This is a genomic window from Bacteroides sp. BFG-637, assembly GCF_024793605.1.
Classification (GTDB): domain Bacteria; phylum Bacteroidota; class Bacteroidia; order Bacteroidales; family Bacteroidaceae; genus Bacteroides; species Bacteroides vicugnae.
The window spans coordinates 825,326-847,581 of sequence record NZ_JANUPD010000002.1; the positions used below are offsets into that span (position 1 = coordinate 825,326).

The window sequence follows — 22,256 nt, forward strand, 5'->3', positions numbered from 1 at the left end:
CGGGATTTTCTTTTTCCTATAAGCATTACTAATACAGCAACAATCCTACCACACCCGCCAGACAAATCAATAGAATAGGATGAAGATTCCATTTCCATGTAACCCCAAAGGCGACTGCGAAAATACCGATGCTTTTATAGTCCATAAAATTCTCTCTATTCATCATAAGCAATGCAGCAGAAGCAATCAGGGCGACCGACATAGGAAGCAGTCCGGACATAGCCGCTTTAATATACTTATTATCCTTACACTTCGCAAAGAAATAAGAAATGAGCAATACCAAAATAAAAGAAGGCAAACAAACGGCTACAGTGGCCAACACAGCTCCCCAAACACTTTGTGTTACCGCATAGCCTACGTACGTAGCACTATTTATACCAATCGGTCCCGGAGTCATCTGCGAAATTGCGACCACATCCGTAAACTGTTGAGGAGTCAGCCAATGATGGAGATCCACTATCTCATGTTGAATCAGGGAAAGCATCGCATATCCACCCCCAAAACCGAACATACCTATTTTAAGATACACCCAAAGTAATTGCCAATATATCATACCTGTTTATTCGCTATTTTTTCTTTCAACCATAATGTATATACCAATCCCCCTATAATTCCGGCCAATACAATATAAATAGGTGATAAGCCGAACTGCCAGATCAACACGGTAGCTATGGCAGGAGCAACCAACTGAAAATACTTCAGTTTCAAAGCTCTTGCAGCAGAAATACAAGGAAACAGAATCAATGCTACTACGGCAGGACGTATTCCATTAAAGATGCGAATCATCACTTCATTATCCTGAAACCGTGCAAAAAACATGGCTATCAGCATCATGATAACGAAAGAAGGAAGAATCGTAGCCAATGCACACACCAGACTCCCACCCACCTTATACAACTTATATCCTACGAAGATAGAAATATTCACCGCAAACACCCCCGGAAGTGACTGTGTCAAAGCAAACATCTCCATAAATTCTTCCTTACTCATCCATTGTTTGGCAACAATCTCCCGTTCAATCAACGGAATCATGGCATAACCACCACCAATAGTAAACATTCCAATCTTCGCAAATGTCACGAATAATTTTAAATACTCCAGTACCATCCTCTCTTTCTAACTTTCCGATATTTTGCGTTTAATTTTTAATGAGCCCTTTGGCTGCATCATATCTAATCTGATAACTGTGTCCTTTCACTGTTTTAAAGGAGATAGTCTGATCCGCATACTTTATAACACAGTTGCCTCCTGCATTAGAGCGCACAACAGCTTCCTTCAACAGATGATTCTCCCAAATCATATCCACCTCAAAATTTCCTTTTGCACAGATACCACTGATAGAACCATCTTTCCATGCATCCGGCAAAGCCGGTAATAATTGAATAAAGCCCATATGACTTTGGAGCAACATTTCGGTAATTCCCGCTGTCCCGCCAAAGTTTCCATCAATCTGGAAAGGCGGATGCGTATCCCACAAATTATCCATGGTTCCGTTCTTCAATAAATTGCCGAATAAAGTATAAGCATGATTACCATCCTGCAAACGCGCCCACTGATTCAACTTCCAACCCATACTCCAACCGGTAGCACCATCACCACGATGCACCAATACTACTTTAGCAGCTTTCGCCAGTTCGGGAGTAGTGACCGGAGAAACCGTATGCCCCGGATGCAGACCGAACAAATGATTCACATGACGATGTTCATCTTTCGGATCATCAATATCCACCGACCATTCCATCAACTGACCATAACGACCTATTTGATAGGGAACGAGATTGGCAAGCACATGCTCCCACTGCTTACGTTCTTTCTTATCTACACCCAACACTTTGCTTGCCTCAATCGCATCCATCAGAATTTCACGCACCACGGCATGCACAAAAGTAGCTCCCTGATCGATAGGACCATGTTCGGGCGAAGTGGACGGAGCAGCCGTATAGGTTCCATCCGGCTTATGCCACAGGTAATCGACTGCAAAATCGGCACTACTCTTAATCAGTTCATAACCGGTTTCTTTCAGAAATTTCAAGTTTCTTGTATAGTCGTAATACTCCCAGATATGGGTAGCCAGCCAAGGACCTGCCATCGGATTGAAGTTCCACGACATATCCTGACTTTCCAACGGAGTGGTAAAGCCGAAAATATTGCCTGAGATAGATGCCGTCCATCCTCTAGCACCGAAATAAGCCTGTGCAGTCTTCTCGCCCGGTTTCACGAGCGTACGGATAAAGTCAATCAACGGAAGCACGCACTCATTCAAGTTGGTAGAACAAGCAGGCCAATAATTCATCTGGATATTGATGTTATTATGATAATCCACACGCCACGGCCCATCAACATTATTGTGCCAGATCCCCTGCAGATTGGCAGGCATATTGCCCGGACGGGAACTGGCAATCAGGAGATAACGTCCAAATTGATAATACAACTCTTCCAGATAATAATCCGGTTGTCCTTTCCGATAATTTTTCAGACGTTGAGAAGTAGGCAGGTTCACTCCTTTCACCGCTGGATTCAGATTCAGCCGGACCCGGTTGAACAGAGTAGCATAATCATTATAATGCTGATTGAATAAAGCAGTATATCCCTGCGCCACTGCGTTATTCATCCACTGCTTTGTCGTTTCTTCGGGATTAACACCTATATATGTTTTCGGATCTTTGAAATCCGGATCAAAGTTAATCTTATAGTCAGTGTCCGCTGTGACATAAAATACAACTTCGTCTGCATCCTTCACCGTCAACTTTCCATCTGCATTAGACAGTGTTCCTCCTTTCGCTTCTGCCCGGATACGAACAGCATATTCCATTCCATTATTATCCAAAGAAGCTGTGTAAACCAATCCTTTATTTCCATCAGAAGCCATGCTGCCGGTAGACAGGGGATTGGGCGCATAACTGAAAACCAGATTTTGTTTCCCCGGTTGATCCGCGCTAAAACGTACCACCATTACATTGGCAGGGTAAGAGATAAAAAAGTTACGTTGATAAGCCACACGATCCTTTTTGAATTGCACGACTGCCATAGCCGAATCCAAAGACAGAATGCGCTTATAATCGCTCATTCCTATCATATTCAGTCCGGTTTCTACATAAAACTCTCCCATTGTAGTAAAGCTGCCGAAACGGAAAGGATTTTCTCCGTCAGCTTCCATACGATACTTCACTATTGAAGTTCTGCCGCGTCAGCATTTCAGCCTTTTTCTGATCTCCTTCCGTAAATGCTTTGCGTATTTCATCTAAAAGATGGGCCGATTGCTTATTGACATTCCAATAATAGTCCGCACCTTTCGCTGTGTTCGGACCACCGCGCCAAAGCGTTTTTTCATTGAAAGTGATACGCTCGGCTTCCACCGATCCCATAATATTTGCGCCGAGGCTGCCGTTACCAATAGGCAATGACTGTGCTTCCCAACTGGCATCCAGATTACGTCCGCTTCCTGCTGTTACCGGTTTATTTTCACCTTTCCACAAATCCGGTCTTCCGCCATACCAGGCAGCATACCCCTGCAAAGTATTGGGAGTGTCAAACCAGATGGAAAGTCCTTGAGTATAATCGGTTTCTCCGGCATAAAGCCCGGAGGTAAGGAATAAGGAACTGATAAGAAGGAAATAAAATTTCTTCATGGTCGTCGTATTATTATTCAAGATTATCCACTTATATATAATTTGCACAAAAGTAATCAAAATATACCATAACTGCCTTTAAAGGTTAGTACTCCTGTTTTGGCAAATATAGGGAAAAGTTTTAAACAGGCAGCATTTATTCCCATAGAAAGGCACAGGCATAAACAAAAAAGGCGGTTCGAAATCGAACCGCCTTCCATATTATATCTGATTCTCCAATTAGAGTTTCGGACCAGCAGCAACCAAAGCCTTACCAGCTTCGTTACCAGTAAATTTAGCGAAGTTCTTGATGAAACGTCCAGCCAAATCTTTTGCTTTTTCTTCCCATTTGCAAGCACATTCGTAAGTGTCGCGTGGATCAAGGATCTTCGGATCAACACCCGGAAGTTCTGTAGGAACAACAAAGTCGAAGAAAGGAATCACCTTAGTAGGAGCTTTGTCAATAGAACCATCAAGGATAGCATCGATGATACCACGAGTATCTTTGATAGAGATACGTTTGCCAGAACCATTCCATCCTGTGTTAACCAAGTATGCTTTAGCACCAGTCATTTCCATCTTCTTAACCAATTCTTCTGCATATTTAGTCGGGTGCAATGACAAGAAAGCAGCACCGAAGCAAGCAGAGAATGTCGGAGTCGGTTCAGTGATACCACGTTCTGTACCAGCCAATTTAGCTGTAAATCCAGATAAGAAGTAGTATTGAGCCTGTTCCGGGTTCAAGATAGATACCGGAGGCAATACACCGAATGCATCAGCAGACAAGAAGATAACTTGTTTAGCGTGAGGACCTTTAGAAACCGGTTTAACAATGTTTTCGATGTGATAAATAGGATACGAAACGCGAGTGTTTTCAGTCACGCTCTTATCTGTGAAATCAATCTTACCGTTAGCGTCAACTGTTACGTTTTCAAGCAAAGCATCACGTGTGATAGCATTGTAGATATCCGGTTCGCTTTCTTTATCCAAGTTGATAACCTTAGCGTAGCAACCACCTTCGTAGTTGAATACACCTTCGTTATCCCATCCGTGTTCGTCGTCACCGATCAATTTACGTTTCGGGTCAGTAGACAAAGTTGTCTTACCTGTACCAGACAATCCGAAGAAGATAGCAGAGCTAGTTCCTTCCATATCAGTGTTAGCAGAACAGTGCATAGAAGCGATACCACGAAGCGGGTTCATGTAGTTCATGATAGAGAACATACCTTTCTTCATTTCACCACCGTACCAAGTATTCAGGATTACTTGTTCTTTAGTCTTCAGGTTGAATACAGTAGCAGTTTCAGAGTTCAAGCCCAGTTCTTTGTAGTTGTCAACTTTTGCTTTAGAAGCGTTGAAACATACGAAATCAGGTTCTCCGTAGTTAGCAAGTTCTTCAGCAGTCGGGCGGATGAACATGTTAGTTACGAAGTGAGCCTGCCAAGCTACTTCCATAATGAAACGTACTTTCATACGAGTAGCTTCGTTAGCACCACAGAAAGTATCAACAACGAACAAACGTTTGCCGGAAAGTTGTTTTACAGCTTTAGCTTTCAAGTCAGCCCAAGCTTCTTCAGTACATGGTTTGTTGTCGTTTTTGTAATCTTCAGAAGTCCACCATACAGAATCAGCAGAAGCTTCATTCTTAACGAAGAATTTATCTTTAGGAGAACGACCGGTATAGATACCTGTCATCACGTTCACAGCGCCTAATTCAGTTACTTGACCTTTTTCAAAGCCTTCCAGACTCGGTTTTGTTTCTTCAGCGAACAAAACATCATAAGACGGATTGTGCAAAATCTCGGTCACACCTGTGATGCCGTACTTGCTTAAATCTAAATTTGCCATTTTCTTTGAATTAATTAAAATTGGTATTTTGTTTTCTATCTCTTTTCACCTTAACATGGGGAGCTTTGAATACCCCCTTGTAAATCCGGCTACAAAAGTAATACTTTCTTTGGAAAGGAAGAAGGTATTGAAGAAATTTTTCCTTAATTGAAACTCTTTTATAAATTCCTAACAATATCTGCAAACTGAATATTGCAATTTGAAAGATTATCATTTACTTTGCAAGCCAGTATGCTGACAATACTATGAAAATGAGATTAAAATTTGATTAAAATATAATATGAAAGTAATTGATTTTGGCCAAACTAATTCGATTCTAAACCAGTACATATCCGAAATTAGAAATGTAGAAGTTCAGAACGACCGCCTGCGTTTCCGCCGTAACATTGAACGGATTGGAGAAATCATGGCTTATGAAATGAGTAAAGAGTTTAAATACTCGGTAAAGAATATCCAGACACCACTGGGAATTGCTCCGGTCAGTACGCCGGACAACAATTTAGTAATCAGCACTATTCTACGTGCAGGTCTGCCTTTCCACCAAGGTTTCCTTAGTTATTTCGACGGGGCGGAAAATGCATTTGTTTCCGCTTACCGCAAATATAAAGATACGCTGAAATTCGATATACATATAGAATATATCGCATCTCCCCGTATTGATGACAAGACATTGATTATCACCGATCCTATGTTAGCAACAGGAGGCAGTATGGAACTGAGTTACCAGGCAATGCTGACGAAAGGTCATCCCGCTGAAATTCACGTTGCTTCCATTATTGCCAGCCAAAAGGCCATTGACCATATAAAGAATGTATTTCCTGAAGACAAGACAACCATTTGGTGCGCTGCCATTGATCCGGAAATCAACGAACATTCTTATATTGTTCCGGGATTGGGTGATGCAGGTGATCTTGCTTATGGCGAAAAAGAATAAATGATTCAACCCGATACACCATCAGCTGATTCAGCCGACACAGGAATAGATATAGAAATCTGTGTATATCCGGTTCTCTCTCATATATAAAAACAGAAATCCTCTTTCAACCTATCACCAGCATTATCAAACCCTTTATCCATAGTGTTTTCAGAGCGGTGATAGGTTGTCAGTAACCTATCACCGCATCTATCACCTATCACCACCTAAATTAAATAATAGTTATTGCTAAAGAGAACATCAACGCGTTCTTAATAGTCTTTCCCGTATTGAAACGACTTGTTTCAAGCCGTGGAACTATCAGTTTCAAGGTGGAGAAACAATAGTTTCACGCTGGGGAAACAATAGTTTCACGCCGGAGAAACAACAGTTTCAACGCTTGAAACTACTTGTTTACCACCTCGTAACTCCTTTCCATCCCAAGGCATAGATAATATAAGCCACAGGAGAGTAGAGTCGAGCTTTTGATAGACAAAACTCCGCACTTAGTCGATTTTATTTTTATCTGTTCCGATATCTGCTTAGCTTTGAAGTATTAAAACAAATAAAAGCATAAGAGAGATGAGAAAAAACATGAAATTGATAGGATTGGCAGTCTGCTTAACGTGCTGTGCAGGTTTTATAAATGCACAAGAAGCCAATGAGCCGCAAGAAAGGCAACAGGAAAAGCGTCTTCCACGTGAGGTGTTGAATCCGGAAAAGGTAGCCACGCAGATGACAGACCAAATGAACAAGTTACTCCAGTTGACAGATAAACAATATAAAAAAATATACAAGCTGAACCTGAAAGAGCAGAAAGCATTCTTCAAGGCTATGCAAAATTCGGATGGTCAACGTCCGCCAATGGGAGAAGGTCATGGGATGCGGGGAGGACGCCCACCAATGGGTGGAGGCCAACCGCCTATGATGAGAGAAGGTGGTTTTCCCGGCAGAATGGGAGGTGGACCGATGATGAGCAAAGATAACAATTCTGCCGATTCACAAAAGAAAGCTGCAGAAGCCAAAGAAAAGAAGATAAAAAAGATTCTGACAAAAGAGCAGTACGAAAAGTGGCAGGCAGAACAAAATGCCGCACGGAAAAAGGCTGCTCAAAGAAGAATGCACAAAGATAATCACTCTGGCGAAAGACCGGATTTTGAACAGAAAAATCTCTAAAACATCACACTTAATATATTTCTATGAACAGCGTTTGTTTTTCATAATTTTTTTAGTGAATGCAAAGTAGCGGCTCTCTTCGTGAGGAAGAGAGCCGCCTTTATTTTACAGCCTTACAATACATTATAAGGTTGACGACTATTACATTTTAAGGCTTCTTCGCTATCTTGCTCCGCTGTGTCCACGCAAGAAGCATAACTCCGATTAACAATAAAGCCAATGCTGCATAAGCAATACTTTCCGTGACGTGTATGCTTTGCGGATCAAACCACATCTCGATGGTATGTTCTCCTGCCGGCATATTTATTGCACGCAAGATATAGTCTGCACGGGCAATATCCACCAGCTGACCATCGATAGTCACCTGCCATCCCGGATAATATATTTCAGAGAAAACAACAACTCCGTCTTTAGGAGTGGAAGCCTTATAAACCAAACGATTTGGCTCGTAACTGGTTAACTGGATGGTAGATAATGAATCTTTATATCCTTCTGTCACACCCTTCAGCTGTTCTTTAAACTTCACATCCACTACGGCTGTTTCCGTTGGGAGAATATCGTTCAAAGCATCTATTTCTTCATTTGCATTATTTACATACTGCACCTTATCTACGAACCATGCATTACCGTATGCATAAGGATTCATAACAGGAACAGCCTGCCCTTGCTCTCCGGCAGGGAAAATGAAGTATTTGGTATTCAGCATATTCAATACACGGAATTTGGAAGCATCCACACTGTCCATCTGTCCACCGGCAGTAGCCACAGCCTGATAAGTTTCCTTCATTTCGGGCACGATGTGATGGTCTATCATTTCCTGATAGCGGCGAAGCTTTGCTGCATGATAGCCGCCGACACTCTTATGCCAATATGCTGTATTGTTTTCGTTAAATGTATTACCGGGGAAACCGATGAAGTTCAGTACACGATAATTCGGAGTCGTATCCTGAAGAATAATCTCATCCGCCTGTGTCTTCACGAATGCTTCTGACTGCTTCGACTTCGGTACGAACTGTTCGTCATTCAAGTAGCGTTTATTGACGCTCCACATATCTATCAGACACAAAAGCGCAATACCCGCCAGCGTGAAAGAGGCTTTCAACTTCCGCAGCTGATACAAGAATAAGAACAGGCAACCGATCACTATAATAAAGAAGCTGCGCCATGCATCCGAAGCAATAATGGCTTCGCGCATTTCAGTCAGATTAGCCACAAACGGAGCCAAATGTTCGGCAGGAAGTGCTTGTTGCAACGCAGCCATCTCCTGCGTCGTTATAAAGCTGGAGAAGAAAACGCCCGGGGCGACAGCTAAAACGAGTGCAACACCGGCAGTTAGTACCAACGCAGCAATCACGCCTCTGCAGTTCTTTTCCTGTTTCAGCATATCCGGTTTACTCAAAATCTCTTTCAAGGCAAAAATCGCCAACAAAGGTATTGTAAATTCAGCTATTACCAGAATAGAAGATACAGCGCGGAACTTATTATACATCGGGACATAATCGATAAAGAAGTCCGTCAGTCCCATGAAATTCTTTCCCCATGAAAGCAGAATCGAGAAGATAGTAGCTCCCAGCAGCGCCCATTTAAGAGGACCTTTCACAATGAAGCACCCCAATACAAAAAGGAACATCACAAATGCCCCCACATATACCGGACCGGCTGTCCACGGCTGCTCGCCGAAATATTGAGGTAACTGTGAGTAGATACCGTTATACATTGGATTAGCCTTTGCCATAGCAGCTTCGCTCTGCGACATCGTAGATCCTGATCCTCCCCCTTTTACATTCGGAACCAGCAACGTCAACGTTTCACCGATACCATAACTCCAGTTGGTTATATAATCACGATCCAACCCACTACTCGTCTGACTGGCAGCAGCTCCCTCCTGCTTCAATTCGCTCTTGCCGCGCATCGTCTCCTTACTATATTCATACGTATGATACAGATTGGAAATATTGATACAGACTCCTACCACGGCAGCCAGTGCCAAAACCCCGCTGGCCTTGAAGAAATGAGGCAATTCTTTCTTTTTATAAGCATCTTCAAAGTAAGCTCCTACAAAAAACAGGATCACAAACATGAAATAATAACTCATCTGAATGTGATTCGACTGAATCTGAAGGGCGATGAACAGGGCCGTAATGATTCCGCCCAACAGATATTTCTTCCGGTAAGCCAGAACGACACCTGCAATCGTAGGTGGTATATAAGCCAATGTCACAAACTTCCAGATATGCCCTGCCGGTATCAGAATGAAGAAATAGGAAGAGAATGCCCATATCACTCCGCCTAATCCTGCCAGCCAGGCCGATATTCCGAATGCCCGCAAGAGGATATAAAATCCCAGCATCATGATAAAAGTCAGCACTACATAATCCGGAAGAAAGAGGCGATAAACCCTCTCCACTCCTTTCAGAGACGTTGTCGAGTCGTAACTCGGAGACATCTGATAGGTAGGCATACCTCCAAAAATCGAATTCGTCCAACGTGTACGTTCTCCAGTACGTTCGAGGTACTCTTTCGATTCTTGTCCTGCACCGACTCCGGCAGCCGTGTCATGCTGAAACAAGATACGACCTTCGATATCAGCCGGGAAAAAATAGGCAAAAGAAAGAATGATAAAAGCCAGAATGGCTATTAAGTCGGGAAGAAACTTTTTCATTTACGATTAGACGATTTACTATTTACGATTGAAGTTTGAATATAAAAATAAATACGATTGGCAATCTAACATTTACAATTGATAACGGTGGGATATCAATCTCCTGCATTTATCAATCGTAAATGGTAAATCGTCTAATCGTAAATCTAATTAGTATCTATAATGATCTGCTTTATAAGGACCATCCACTGACACACCGATATAAGCGGCCTGTTCGGGAGTCAGCTTAGTCAGTTTCACACCGATCTTCTCAAGATGCAGGCGGGCCACTTCCTCGTCCAGATGCTTCGGCAGGCGATATACATTGATATCATATTTCTTGTTGAACAGTTCTATCTGTGCCAATGTCTGATTGGTAAATGAATTACTCATCACGAATGACGGGTGTCCTGTTGCACATCCTAGATTTACCAGACGACCGTCGGCCAACAAGATGATGCTATGTCCATCCGGGAAATAATAACGGTCTACCTGCGGTTTGATATTCACACATTTGATGCCCGGATAATGTTTCAAAGCATCTACCTGAATTTCATTATCGAAATGGCCGATGTTGCAAACGATAGCCTGATCTTTCATTTTCTCCATGTGGTCGATACGGATAATATCGATATTTCCTGTCGTAGTCACGAAGATGTTACCTTCCATGCAAGCTTCTTCCATCGTCACTACTTCGAAACCTTCCATTGCAGCCTGCAGTGCACAGATCGGGTCTACCTCCGTCACGAGCACCCGCGCTCCGTAAGAACGCATGGAATGAGAACAGCCTTTACCCACATCACCATAACCGCATACCACTACTACTTTTCCGGCAATCATCACATCTGTTGCGCGCTTGATTCCGTCGGCCAACGATTCGCGGCAACCGTACAGATTATCAAACTTAGATTTCGTTACCGAGTCGTTCACATTGAATGCCGGGAACAGCAATTTGCCTTCTTCCTGCATCTGATACAAACGGTGTACACCTGTCGTTGTCTCTTCAGATACGCCACGCACTTCTTCCGCTACACGATGCCAGCGGGTGTTGTCTTCTGCCAACACTTTTTTCAAAATGGCATTCAGTTCTATTTCATCCTCTGCGTGTACTTCCTTATCCAATACGGCAGCATTATTTTCTGCATCATAACCCACGTGGATCATCATTGTCGCGTCACCGCCATCATCTACAATCACATTCGGTCCCTTGCCGCCGTCAAAGCTCAATGCCTGCAACGTGCACCACCAATAATCGGCAAGAGTCTCGCCTTTCCATGCAAACACCGGCACGCCGGCAGCAGCTATTGCAGCAGCAGCATGATCCTGTGTTGAATATATATTACAAGAGCACCAACGTACTTCAGCTCCTAAAGCCACTAATGTTTCAATCAGCACAGCCGTTTGAATGGTCATGTGCAACGAGCCCATAATGCGGGCGCCTTTTAACGGTTTGGATTCTCCATACTTTTCGCGAAGAGCCATCAGGCCGGGCATTTCTTTTTCTGCCAAATCGATTTCCTTGCGTCCGAAATCAGCAAGTGTAATATCTGCCACCTTATAGGGCAGAGTAGAGAATAATTCTGTAGACATATTGTAAATCATTTATATATAATGGACGCAAAGATAGAACATTCTGATTAGTAGGGCAAAAGCTATCCGTTTTTTTTATATTATAATAACTAGAGAGGCAGTCAGCATCTCGGAATATTGTCTTATATTTGCAACAGATAAAACAAATTCTACAACATTCTAATGAATAACAATAAATCTTCTATGAGGAATTACAAAAACAAAACAAAGGAAGACCTTTTAGAAATAATCGAACAATTAGAGGAGAAAATAGATTTTCTTTCCTCTCATTCTTCTTCTGATTCTTCCTCTCCCTCCAAAGAACGTTTTCGTGATAAATATAGCACCCGGATACTGGATGCTCTTCCTGACATGCTCACCGTCTTCGACCATGACGCCAACATCATAGAGCTTGCTTCTTCTCCGGCAACTAATCACGTTGAAGGTATCAGCGCCAACAATATCACCACTACTAACGTAAAAGACATTCTACCCAAAGAGGCTTATGAAAGTGTCCGCAAAAATATGGATAAGGTGATTCTCACAGGAGAAAGTTCAACAGCCAGACATGATCTTATGTTGGACGGTGTTTTACATCACTACGAAAACCGTATCTTTCCTTTGGATAAGGAATATCTATTGTGTATGTGCCGTGATATATCCCAACAATGGGAGGCGGAACAGACGAATGCCCAACAACAGAAAGAGCTAAAGGCCGCCAGAATCAAGGCGGAAGAGTCGGACCGGCTGAAATCTGCTTTTCTGGCAAATATGAGTCATGAAATACGTACCCCGCTCAATGCCATTGTAGGGTTCTCCAAACTAATCACTTCCGCAGCATCTGCGGAAGAGAAGAACCAATATTCGGAAATCATCGAACGAAATTCGGAAATGCTGCTGAATCTATTCAATGATATTCTGGATCTGGCATCTCTTGAAGCTGATTCTCTAAAATTCAATATCCACCCGATCAAATTAATAGATATCTGCCTGCAACTGGAACAACAATTCTGCCATAAGACGCAAAACGGTGTCAGGCTCATTTTGGACGACGTAGATACGGACATGTATGCTTCGGGAGACTGGAATCGCATCATACAAATTATAAGTAACTTGCTTAGTAACGCTACGAAGTTTACCCCGAAAGGAGAAATCCATTTCGGCTATCGGGAAAAGGAGGATTTTGTAGAGTTCTATATTAAAGATAGCGGCATCGGCATTCCGGCAGCAAGAATTGCCACTATTTTCCGGCGCTTTGGAAAGGTCAACGATTTTGTTCAGGGAACAGGATTGGGATTAACTCTTTGCAGAATGTTGGTAGAGAAGATGGGTGGACGTATCTGGTTGCGCTCTCAGGAAGGACAAGGAAGCAGATTCTATTTTACCCTGCCTTTGATTCGCCAATAAAGATCGGTTAAGGACACAAATATCAGTGTCCGGGCATGACCTTACAGGACTTTTACAATTAGATATAGAGATACAGAAAACGCGGCTTGTTAGTAACAAAGCCGCGTTTTCCGCATATATCTATGTTCGAAATATATTCATTTATTCCTTAGCAGCCGGAGCACTAAGCATTTCTTTATATTTCACCGGATCATTCAGAATTTTCATTGCTTCCTTCAAACCGTCATCATCCTTCAACTGCTGGATGATATTACCACGTTGGTAATAGTAACGCTTGATAATTTCAGTAGCAATCATCTTCTTTATATCAGATGAGAAATAATCCAAGTCGCGGTCAAGATCATGATTCAACTTCTTTTCAAGTGCTTTGAACTCCTCTGAAGCATCATCCATATATCCTTCAAACTCGGCAGCTTCTTTCAACGTTTTCAGAATCTTCTCGCTTTGCTGGTCATATTTGAAGTCGGCTTTCTTCACCAACGCTTTAAAATCATTATAATCGGCATCTGTCACCTCAAACTTCTCCGGAGCAACGATGGTAGGATGCTTCAAACAATACTGTGTTGCATAATCGAAAATCAGATTATCGCGTACCAGATAGAAGAGGATATTCGGTAATTTCTCCTGTTTGATAACAATATCCGGCATTACACCACCTCCGTCGCGTACTTCACGTCCGGCAGCCGTATGGAATACCTTAGTCAAACTATCAGGAATGGTTCCTACACTTCCATCTTCATTACGATGCTTGTAATCAATAGCCTGTACACAACGGCCACTCGGAATATAATATTTGGAGGTAGTCACTTTCATCGTTCCGCCATAAGGCAAAGAGCGGGGAACCTGTACCAGTCCTTTTCCGAAGGTACGGTTACCAACGATAACGGCACGGTCAAGATCCTGCAAAGAACCTGATAAGATTTCGGAAGCAGAAGCGGTTCCGCTATTTACCAGTACCACAATCGGAATGTCCAAATCCAACGGTTCGCGCAATGTCTTGTAAGTGTTACTAGCCTGTTTGATTTTTCCTTTTGTCGTCACAATCACCTTTCCACGCGGTAAGAAATAATTCGCAATTTCCACTGCTTCATCCAGCAATCCTCCGCCATTACTACGAAGGTCTATCACCAACGAAGTAGCGCCCTGTTTCTTCAAATCCAGAAATGCTTTCTTAAACTCTTTGGAAGGGTTGCCGGAGAAAGTGCTAAGGCTGATGTAACCTACCTTGTTATCCAACACGGCAGTATAAGGAATTGCTGGATTCTGAATAGACTCACGCACAATCGTGAATTCCATCGGTGTACGTCCGCCTTTCTCATTCGGGCGCTCAATCTTTAGCTTAAAACTGGTACCTGCCTGTCCGCGTAACATCTGGCTGACTTCCGCGTTATTCTTACCGGCAAGATCCTGTCCGTCAATCTCCATCAGGATATCTCCCGCTTTCAGACCGGCTTTTGCAGCAGGCGTTCCCTCGAAAGGTTCAGAAATCATCGAACGCTTTAGTTTCGTATTATAAGCAATGTAAGAACCCATTCCACCAAATGATCCTTTAATCATCTGCTCCAGTTCACTCTGATCCTCTTCCGGGAAATATTCCGTATAAGGATCCAGCGTATAAAGCATATTATCGATTCCTTCCCGAATCGTTTTATTCGGATCAATGGTATCTACATAGAACATATCCAGTTCTTTCACAATCGCATTAAATATATCCAGATTCTTTGCAATCTGGAAATTACGGTCGTCTCCACTCTTGAAACTAAAGAAAGCAACTGTGGCTATCACCGCTACTGCAACAATAGCTATCTGCCTGTTCAGCAATTTTTTCATACCTCTTTCAATCTAAATGAGTCGTAAAAGTAGCTCAATCCTTTGTTATTCCGCCAGAATCCTGTTAATATTTAACTTAATTTCATCCCAGCGTTCCTGTGATATCGTTGTTCCGATTACCTGAATAACATTTCCCGAGAGAATAGAACCTATTTTTGCACATTTATCCAACGAATATCCGCAAGTCAATCCGTATAAGAATCCGGAAGCAAAATAGTCACCGGCACCGGTAGTATCCACCACCTTTTGAACCGAAATGGCTGAAGCCTTTATTTCTTCTGTCCCTTTACGGATATAAGAACCATTTGCCCCGACTTTTACGATAGCAATACTGCATTTCTTGGCAATCACTCTCAAAGCTTCCTCCGGCTCCTTGCCGGTAAAGGCTTTCGCTTCCTCTTCGTTTGCAAAGACAATATCGACATATTTGTTTATTAACAAGGTGAAGAATTCCAGATCATTAGCCACAATGTTATAACTAGCCATATCGAGACAAATCTGCAAACCGGCTTCTTTAGCCAGTTCAATGGCGTGAAGAATCATTTCGTGGTCCTGAACAAGATAGCCTTCTATAAATAGGTATGCATAACCCTTAAACATATCCAAGGTCAGTTCCTCTGCTCTTAAAGAAGCCGCTGCTCCCAGATAGGTTCCGAAAGTACGCTCCCCATCCGGTGAAATAAAAGTGGATGCCACACCGGAAGGCAGTCGATCTGACGTCAATAATTTGTCTTCAATCTTATTTTTCCACAGATTTTCACGAAAAAATTCTCCATAATTATCATTTCCCACTTTTCCGATAAACCCTGTTCCGGCACCCAAACAAGCCAGTCCGAGGATGGCATTTCCTGCCGATCCGCCTGTTGCCAGATGGGTTTTCATCTGTGAAAATTTTGTGTTAATCTGCTGTAACTTAGCGTCATCGATGAGCTGCATGCTTCCTTTGGGTAAACCCATTTCATCCAAAAGAGTGTCATCCTTCAGGGTTGCGAGTACGTCTACCAGGGCGTTGCCCAATCCTATTATTTTGTCCATTCCTAATATTTTTTTTGCAAAGATATTGCATATTTCAAAAAAACCTAGTACTTTTGCATCGCAATTGAGAAAAACATTCTTCCTTAGCTCAGTCGGTTAGAGCATCTGACTGTTAATCAGAGGGTCCTTGGTTCAAGTCCAAGAGGAAGAGCAAAGTTGAAAATCTTGATTGCAAACATTCTTCCTTAGCTCAGTCGGTTAGAGCATCTGACTGTTAATCAGAGGGTCCTTGGTTCAAGTCCAAGAGGAAGAGCAAAAAAGAAGCCACCTGAATGGGTGGCTTTCTTATTTAATATCATTTATTCGTATATAATCACTCCACCGTTGCCAACGTCAATATACTAATCCGTATTCCCTCCACATTCACCAGACAAGAAGCACATGCCAGCGTAGTAGAACCGGTGGTCAATACATCGTCAACGATCAGTATGTGTTTCCCTACAAGTATTTCGGGACGTTGAAATTCAAAGATACCTTCCACATTATCCCGACGTTCAAGTATGGATTTATGTGTTTGCGTTTCCGTATTTTTCTTACGCAATATGGATTCTGTATCTATAGGTATTCCAGTTACGGCAGTGATTCCACGGGCAATCCATTCGCTCTGGTTATAACCGCGGATTTGCTGTTTTTTCTTGTGAAGCGGTATAGGGATTATAACATCAATTCCTTGAAAGAAATGGGAAGATAATAGTTCTGCTGCCATATACCGTCCCATAATTGCACCTATTTCCTTCTGTCCACCATATTTCAAACGGTGAAGAATCAGCCGGAAGTCGCTTCCTTTCTCATAAAAGAAAAAAGAAGTAGCCCGTTCCAAAGGAATTTGTCCCCAGAAAAGCCGCTCTACCGGATTATCTTTTCGAAGATGATAGTTCGTACGAGGTAGTTTGATATTGCATACCGTACAAATACATTCCTCACCCTTTGCTAACGGTCGGCCGCAAACAACACAGCAACGGGGAAACAGTAAAGATAAAAAAGAACTAAGCCAGTCTTTTACAAGAAGTGTGTGTTTCATCATAATAGAGATTTTAAAGTTGCAATACCACTTACATATTCAATGGAGGGACTTCTGCCAGAAGTTTCTGAAAGAAAGAATGCAGAGTTCCGTTCGTTGCAATAATATGATGTCCTTCTATGAAGTTATCTTCGCCATAGAAGTTAGTTACCTTTCCTCCCGCTTGCTGGACGATCAATGCCGCTGCGGAGTAATCCCATTTTCCGAGAAACGCTTCCATCCACGCATCGAAACGCCCAATAGCTACATAGCAAATTGCAGCGGCAGCCGAACCATTCATACGAATACCTCCCACTACTCCATAAAGTTGATCGATGAGATGAAGAGCGGTCTGTTTATATTGTAGATGATTATAAGGTAATTCTGTAATAACAAAGGCATCTTGAATATCCTCAACACTCGACACATGAATTTCTTCACCATTCATGAAAGCCTTTCCACCTTTCCAGGCATAGAAACATTCATCCCGGCAAACTTCATAAACGACACCTAAAAGAAGTTCAGTGCGATTGCGTAAAGCAATAGATACACAATAAGGAGCCTCATCATGAATATAATTTGTAGTTCCATCCAATGGATCAATGACCCAACAGTAGGGTTCGTCCTGATAAGTGGCAGAGCCTTCTTCTGTTATGAATCCCGCTTCGGGCAGTAGAGCAGCAAGTGCTTTCACCACTCGCACCTCTGACTCTTTATCTACATAAGACACATAATCATGTGCATGTTTTTCCTCCACACGCTCACGACGGAAGTTCTTCCGTTCTTCTTTCAAAAAATGTCCAACCTCTGTAGCAATCCGGCATACATCAGTGGTAAGTTGCTTTAAATCCAACATTTATTATTCAAATTAAAAAGTGCTCCGAAGTTATAACTTTTCCTGCAAAAAGCATAGAAGAAAATAATATTTTCGTGTTTGACACATTAATTAGTGAAGTAACGCTCAAACTACCATAATCAATATTGAGGAAACATCTAAAAAACAAGGCCGGTTCATTTTCTTTTTTGAACCGACCTTTCTTAACTTTTACATCTAAATATAAATGTATAGTTCTTTATTCTTTAAATTATAACAATTTCACTTCTGAACCACAATTTTCAACTTACATGTGCGCCCATAGAGTAATGCTACGCCATCATAAGTGAGTCCTGTTATACCAGCTCCCGAGTAGGCTGGCCCCTGGCTTCCCACCACCCCTGTAGGAGTAGCAATTTTACATCCTCCGGCAACTAATGCATCCATATCGTTTGCGGCTTCAATAACATGAATCACACCGTACTTGCCCATTGCGGTAACAAAAGCAATATAAGTATTGTCTTTTATCTGCAAGCTACAAGGATCATCCGGATACCCGTCAGATGCATTGACTCTTTGCATTAACATATCAGCACCTCCTTTAGCTATACTTTCCAACACATTCAACGCCTCAAAAGTCTTGACGTCCGGAGCCGCGTTCGCCATCATCACATCAATACCAAGGTCAGCAACCTTATCATCAGGTATAAGAGTAAACAACGTTTTGTTGGTGGCCACACCGGCCGGTTTAATCCAGTCATTCACATCGTAAGCTCTCCCTATTGGTCCTCCACTAATTCTTGACGCACTGACATAAGAGAAACCTCTGTTTTTAACGGCAACAAAGCTTGGATTTCTCCATATATTAATGAAAGCAAAGTCTACGCCGTTTGCCTTTGAGCCATATCCTTTAATTTCCTTCAAGCTTAACACATGCTTCTGCACACCGCGTATCATTATTCCCTCTATGGAGAAAATATAAGGTTGATCCGGTTCTATTGAATGTTCCCATTCGGGTGCCATTTCAATATCGTTGAAAACAAGCGCGACATTATTGTCAACACCCTCAATGCCCTCGATATTGATAATCTTCTCCTCTCTCAACCCTTCTATATCTTCCACCACAATCTTGATTCCATCAGTATCCTTATTGTCTACGACAGTTTTCAAGATAAATTCCATTTCCAATGGATTACCTGATACCGGAATAGTTGTATAATCCTTCAGATCACCCAGTACCTTATTGCACAAAGTATGTTTTACGGACTTAATGCCCACTGCAGAACGGATCATTACAGACAGAGAAACCTCTTCATCGGGTACTAAAACTGGTAAATCTGATGGTTCTGTAAATATCTGGGACGGAAGTTTGGTTATCTTTTTAATCGGTATTACCTTTTGTGCCGTTTTTGTCAAAACATCTGTCGATGTCACTAGTATTCCGGCTGCTTCACGCGTGTTGACCTTGACATTCAAATCAAATTCAAGTGTCATATCAGTTTCCAGAGTATCTATCTTTAAACGTTGGCGTTCATTCGCATTTATCTCTTCATATTCTCCATTTTCATCCACCTTCAACAAGGTAGCATATATACTATGTATCCCCACAGCAGAGAAGCTTCTGGCAGATACAGTCACCGTAGAATTATACTCCACCACATCTATCTCGGAAGGAGAAGTTAGTTCTACAGTAGGTGGCGGATATGCGTTGTCATCCGAATAATCGGCTTCACTATCACTACAATTTGTCAATAGCAAGCCCCATGACAGGGCAAGCATCAGGATCATTGTGTTTTTGATATATTGCTTCATGACTGTTCATTTTTTATTTTAAAGATTCGATTTGTAATTGAAAACAATGTAAATCCCCGCTTACACTTGTTTCGGTTACCCCCCTAAAAGCCCATTTGTGTGAAGTCAGGACAAATATACAATACTCGGAGTCTCTATTTCTATTTTCCACTTCCGAGAAAAAATAAGTATCAGAAGTTAAGTTAGAAGTAATTGCCGACTCAAGATTAGACAACAACGCACGTTTAACAGTGCCCACCAGAACTGTCTGTTCGTTTACTCTTTTCTTGAATACATCAACGGCCGGAGCTATCAGATCTTCACTATTTAGTGACACAGAACAGAAGAGCATATCTATTCCGTTCACTGCTTCTGTTTTTGTTTCAAGATATCTGCAATCGTTTTTTACCACATATTGTGTCATCTCGGAAATAGTAGAAGGAAAAAGCACAGTACTACCGATTATCTTTTTTTCTCCGCTACTATAGCTGACAGGTACAAACACCGGCACTTTTTTACTCTCTCTAGCAGTCTCCGTACCCGTATTTATGATTGCAGTTTGCCCATAAATAGCGTTCGTTCTATCCAACAATGCCACTGCATGAACAGTGTTCCTGATAGACGCCGCCACCTCTTTATAACTACAAGAACTAAATAAATTTTGCTCTGACAAGTGTGCATAAACCAACACGTTAGTTGTTCTGAACCGATTCCATTCAGGGATTTCTTCTCTCTTGTTATCCTCATCACTACATGAAACGAACAGGCAAGAGGTAATACATATAAATAGCAGATATAGATAGTTTGATTTCATATTTCACTTATTTTACAAATTCAACTTCGGCAAACAAAGCTCTGTGGTCAGATACCGCCGGATTAGATAAAACTTCAAACGACTTCACCTTCCACTTATTCTGTGGAAGCCCAAATAGATAATCAATCTTGATTGTCGGCTGATCTGCCGGATAGGTGAATGTATCATCGCAGATTCTCTGCCAGCTTTTCATTACTTCACAAATCACATTAGAGTCTGTTCTGGCATTAAAATCTCCTCCCAGCAACGTCGGTGTATCTCCCGTACCAATCCGCTCATTAATTTGTTCGGCCATTGCGCTCCTTATCAGGTCCGTCGAATGATCCAGATGAGTCGTTCCTATCCTGATTACATTTGAAGTGCCGGGTTGCTGAATATCTACATATAATAGCGTCCGGGGTTCTTTGGCTCCGTCTATACCTTCGAAAGGCTTGTTGTTGATATAAACAAAAGGATATTTTGAAAGTATGGCTACTCCATATTCTCCACCACCAGTCTCCATCGCTTTCCCGAATACGGAAAACAACCCTAACTCCGCGGCCAGTTGAGTGGTGAAATCTTGATTTTTATTCCTTTTTGTGTTGTAATCTATCTCTTGCAACATTACAACATCCGGATTGTATTTCCTGATAAATACAGCATACTCCTTCACCGAGTAACCAGTCATCTCACCGGACATCCGGCAATTATAGCTCATTATTTTAAGAGCCTGCGCATACGTACTTTGATACGCAAAGAAGAAAAGGCATACCCATACAATGGGCTTTAAAAGTGCTTTCATAAATTTGTTTTTGTTATTAGATTAAGTTTACTTATTCAACCGTATATGCATATTCTGATATTTTTTTAAAGCTAACCGGTGTTATTGATTGCATCACCTCCAACACATAGTTCAAGTCGTTCCCTTTACAAACGAAGTTGTATGTAAACGAAGCAATCTTTTCGTTTTTAACTGTAATCTCTATATCAAAATGCCGCGAAAGTGTTGTAAGCACTTCTTTCAGTGATGCATTTCTGAAAATAAGCCGGTTGCTCTTCCAACTCGAAGCATCATCGTGATATCTATCAGTTTTTATTTTTATTACATTACTCCTTTTTTCATAAACGGCCGTTTGCCCGGGAAGCATTTGCTGCATAGGTCTACGGCTTTGCACATGTCCGATATTGATACTTCCTTCGTCGAGTGTAGTTTTTACTACCTTATCCGAAGCGTACGCTTTTACATTGAAGCACGTTCCTGTCACCTGTATTTTTACATTCTCGGCAAGTACCTGAAATGGTGATTTTTTATTTTCTGCTATTTCAAAATAAGCCTCTCCCTCCAGCATAACATTCCTGTTGTATTTCGCAAACTGTTCCGGATAAGTCAATTTAGAATCGGCATTTAACCACACCCGGCTACCATCAGGAAGTAATACAAGCAGCTTTTCACCTCTTACAGCACAGACTTCACGATAAACAAGATTTGCCTCACTGTGGCTTTGATAATAATTATATCCCACACTTATCACAAGCAAAACAATAGCACAAGCCACCGTCCACTTAAATAACAATGGCATTCTGATTCTCCTGTTCTTTCGTTTTTCTTCCTGCATTACGGCTTCCTGAATATTCTTATAAATGCGATATTCATCAAAAGGAGGCAGTTCTCTGCCACCCAGTTCGAGCTGTTTGCCTTCTACTATCCTCTGAATGTCGTCATCAATATATTTTCCGATGCCGTCAACCACTTCAAAGTCCTGACTTGTATGTTTCTTTTTTGATTTCATATTTCAATATCTATTAGTAATACACACTGTTACAAAAAAGT

Annotated in this window: 16 protein-coding genes, 2 tRNA genes and 1 pseudogene; 5 read left to right on the forward strand and 14 right to left on the reverse strand. The window is 41.8% G+C overall.

Features of this window, described 5'->3' with window-relative positions:
* Positions 1-28: 28 nt before the first annotated feature.
* From NXX38_RS03690 to pckA, 4 genes and pseudogenes are all read right to left on the reverse strand, one after another.
* Positions 29-553, reverse strand: a complete 525-nt coding sequence (locus NXX38_RS03690) for a chromate transporter (protein ID WP_148365554.1) — start codon at positions 551-553, stop codon at positions 29-31.
* Positions 550-1,107, reverse strand: coding sequence for a chromate transporter (locus NXX38_RS03695; protein WP_148365555.1), 558 nt, complete (start codon positions 1,105-1,107; stop codon positions 550-552). The genes NXX38_RS03690 and NXX38_RS03695 overlap by 4 nt, the downstream gene beginning before the upstream one ends.
* A 31-nt stretch (positions 1,108-1,138) precedes the next feature.
* Positions 1,139-3,629 (reverse strand): annotated as a pseudogene (locus NXX38_RS03700) (glycosyl hydrolase family 95 catalytic domain-containing protein).
* Positions 3,630-3,848: 219 nt separating this feature from the next.
* Positions 3,849-5,456 carry a phosphoenolpyruvate carboxykinase (ATP) gene (pckA, locus tag NXX38_RS03705; protein WP_143259220.1) on the reverse strand — a complete coding sequence of 536 codons (1,608 nt, stop codon included), beginning with the start codon at positions 5,454-5,456 and terminating at the stop codon, positions 3,849-3,851.
* A 280-nt stretch (positions 5,457-5,736) separates the two neighbouring features.
* On the opposite strand from pckA, the gene upp reads away from it, so the two are divergent.
* Positions 5,737-6,390 carry a uracil phosphoribosyltransferase gene (upp, locus tag NXX38_RS03710; RefSeq protein ID WP_004310703.1) on the forward strand — a complete coding sequence of 218 codons (654 nt, stop codon included), beginning with the start codon at positions 5,737-5,739 and terminating at the stop codon, positions 6,388-6,390.
* A 561-nt stretch (positions 6,391-6,951) separates the two neighbouring features.
* A complete protein-coding gene (locus NXX38_RS03715; RefSeq protein ID WP_148365558.1) occupies positions 6,952-7,545 on the forward strand; it encodes a hypothetical protein in 594 nt (197 codons plus the stop codon).
* Between the two features lie 148 nt (positions 7,546-7,693).
* On the opposite strand, the gene NXX38_RS03720 is transcribed toward NXX38_RS03715, so the two are convergent.
* Positions 7,694-10,207, reverse strand: a complete 2,514-nt coding sequence (locus tag NXX38_RS03720) for a YfhO family protein (RefSeq protein WP_258978614.1) — start codon at positions 10,205-10,207, stop codon at positions 7,694-7,696.
* Positions 10,208-10,357: 150 nt separating this feature from the next.
* A complete protein-coding gene (ahcY, locus tag NXX38_RS03725; RefSeq protein ID WP_409012847.1) occupies positions 10,358-11,788 on the reverse strand; it encodes an adenosylhomocysteinase in 1,431 nt (476 codons plus the stop codon).
* Between the two features lie 171 nt (positions 11,789-11,959).
* On the opposite strand from ahcY, the gene NXX38_RS03730 reads away from it, so the two are divergent.
* Positions 11,960-13,162 (forward strand): PAS domain-containing sensor histidine kinase, encoded by a 1,203-nt coding sequence (locus tag NXX38_RS03730; RefSeq protein WP_258978616.1) that lies wholly within the window; start codon positions 11,960-11,962, stop codon positions 13,160-13,162.
* A gap of 141 nt (positions 13,163-13,303) precedes the next feature.
* Here NXX38_RS03730 and NXX38_RS03735 read toward each other — a convergent pair whose 3' ends face one another.
* A complete protein-coding gene (locus NXX38_RS03735) occupies positions 13,304-14,992 on the reverse strand; it encodes a S41 family peptidase (RefSeq protein ID WP_258978617.1) in 1,689 nt (562 codons plus the stop codon).
* A gap of 45 nt (positions 14,993-15,037) precedes the next feature.
* A complete protein-coding gene (locus tag NXX38_RS03740) occupies positions 15,038-16,027 on the reverse strand; it encodes an adenosine kinase (RefSeq protein ID WP_148365563.1) in 990 nt (329 codons plus the stop codon).
* Between the two features lie 77 nt (positions 16,028-16,104).
* Here NXX38_RS03740 and NXX38_RS03745 point away from each other — a divergent pair.
* Both NXX38_RS03745 and NXX38_RS03750 read left to right on the forward strand, forming a co-directional pair.
* Positions 16,105-16,178 (forward strand) — tRNA-Asn (locus NXX38_RS03745).
* 28 nt (positions 16,179-16,206) lie between these two features.
* Positions 16,207-16,280 (forward strand) — tRNA-Asn (locus tag NXX38_RS03750).
* Positions 16,281-16,340: 60 nt separating this feature from the next.
* Here NXX38_RS03750 and NXX38_RS03755 read toward each other — a convergent pair.
* The 6 genes from NXX38_RS03755 to NXX38_RS03780 all read right to left on the reverse strand — a co-directional run bounded on the left by NXX38_RS03755 (position 16,341) and on the right by NXX38_RS03780 (position 22,215).
* Positions 16,341-17,048, reverse strand: a complete 708-nt coding sequence (locus NXX38_RS03755) for a ComF family protein (protein ID WP_148365839.1) — start codon at positions 17,046-17,048, stop codon at positions 16,341-16,343.
* Positions 17,049-17,079: 31 nt separating this feature from the next.
* Positions 17,080-17,883 (reverse strand): inositol monophosphatase family protein, encoded by an 804-nt coding sequence (locus tag NXX38_RS03760; RefSeq protein ID WP_148365564.1) that lies wholly within the window; start codon positions 17,881-17,883, stop codon positions 17,080-17,082.
* A 240-nt stretch (positions 17,884-18,123) separates the two neighbouring features.
* On the reverse strand, positions 18,124-19,653 hold the full coding sequence (locus NXX38_RS03765) for a hypothetical protein (RefSeq protein WP_148365565.1): 1,530 nt from the start codon (positions 19,651-19,653) through the stop codon (positions 18,124-18,126).
* A 13-nt stretch (positions 19,654-19,666) separates the two neighbouring features.
* A complete protein-coding gene (locus NXX38_RS03770; RefSeq protein ID WP_148365566.1) occupies positions 19,667-20,446 on the reverse strand; it encodes a hypothetical protein in 780 nt (259 codons plus the stop codon).
* Positions 20,447-20,453: 7 nt separating this feature from the next.
* The gene (locus NXX38_RS03775; RefSeq protein WP_148365567.1) at positions 20,454-21,227 is read right to left on the reverse strand and encodes an endonuclease/exonuclease/phosphatase family protein; all 774 of its coding nucleotides are present in this window, start codon (positions 21,225-21,227) and stop codon (positions 20,454-20,456) included.
* A 31-nt stretch (positions 21,228-21,258) separates the two neighbouring features.
* A complete protein-coding gene (locus NXX38_RS03780; RefSeq protein WP_258978618.1) occupies positions 21,259-22,215 on the reverse strand; it encodes a FecR family protein in 957 nt (318 codons plus the stop codon).
* Between the last annotated feature and the right edge of the window lie 41 nt (positions 22,216-22,256).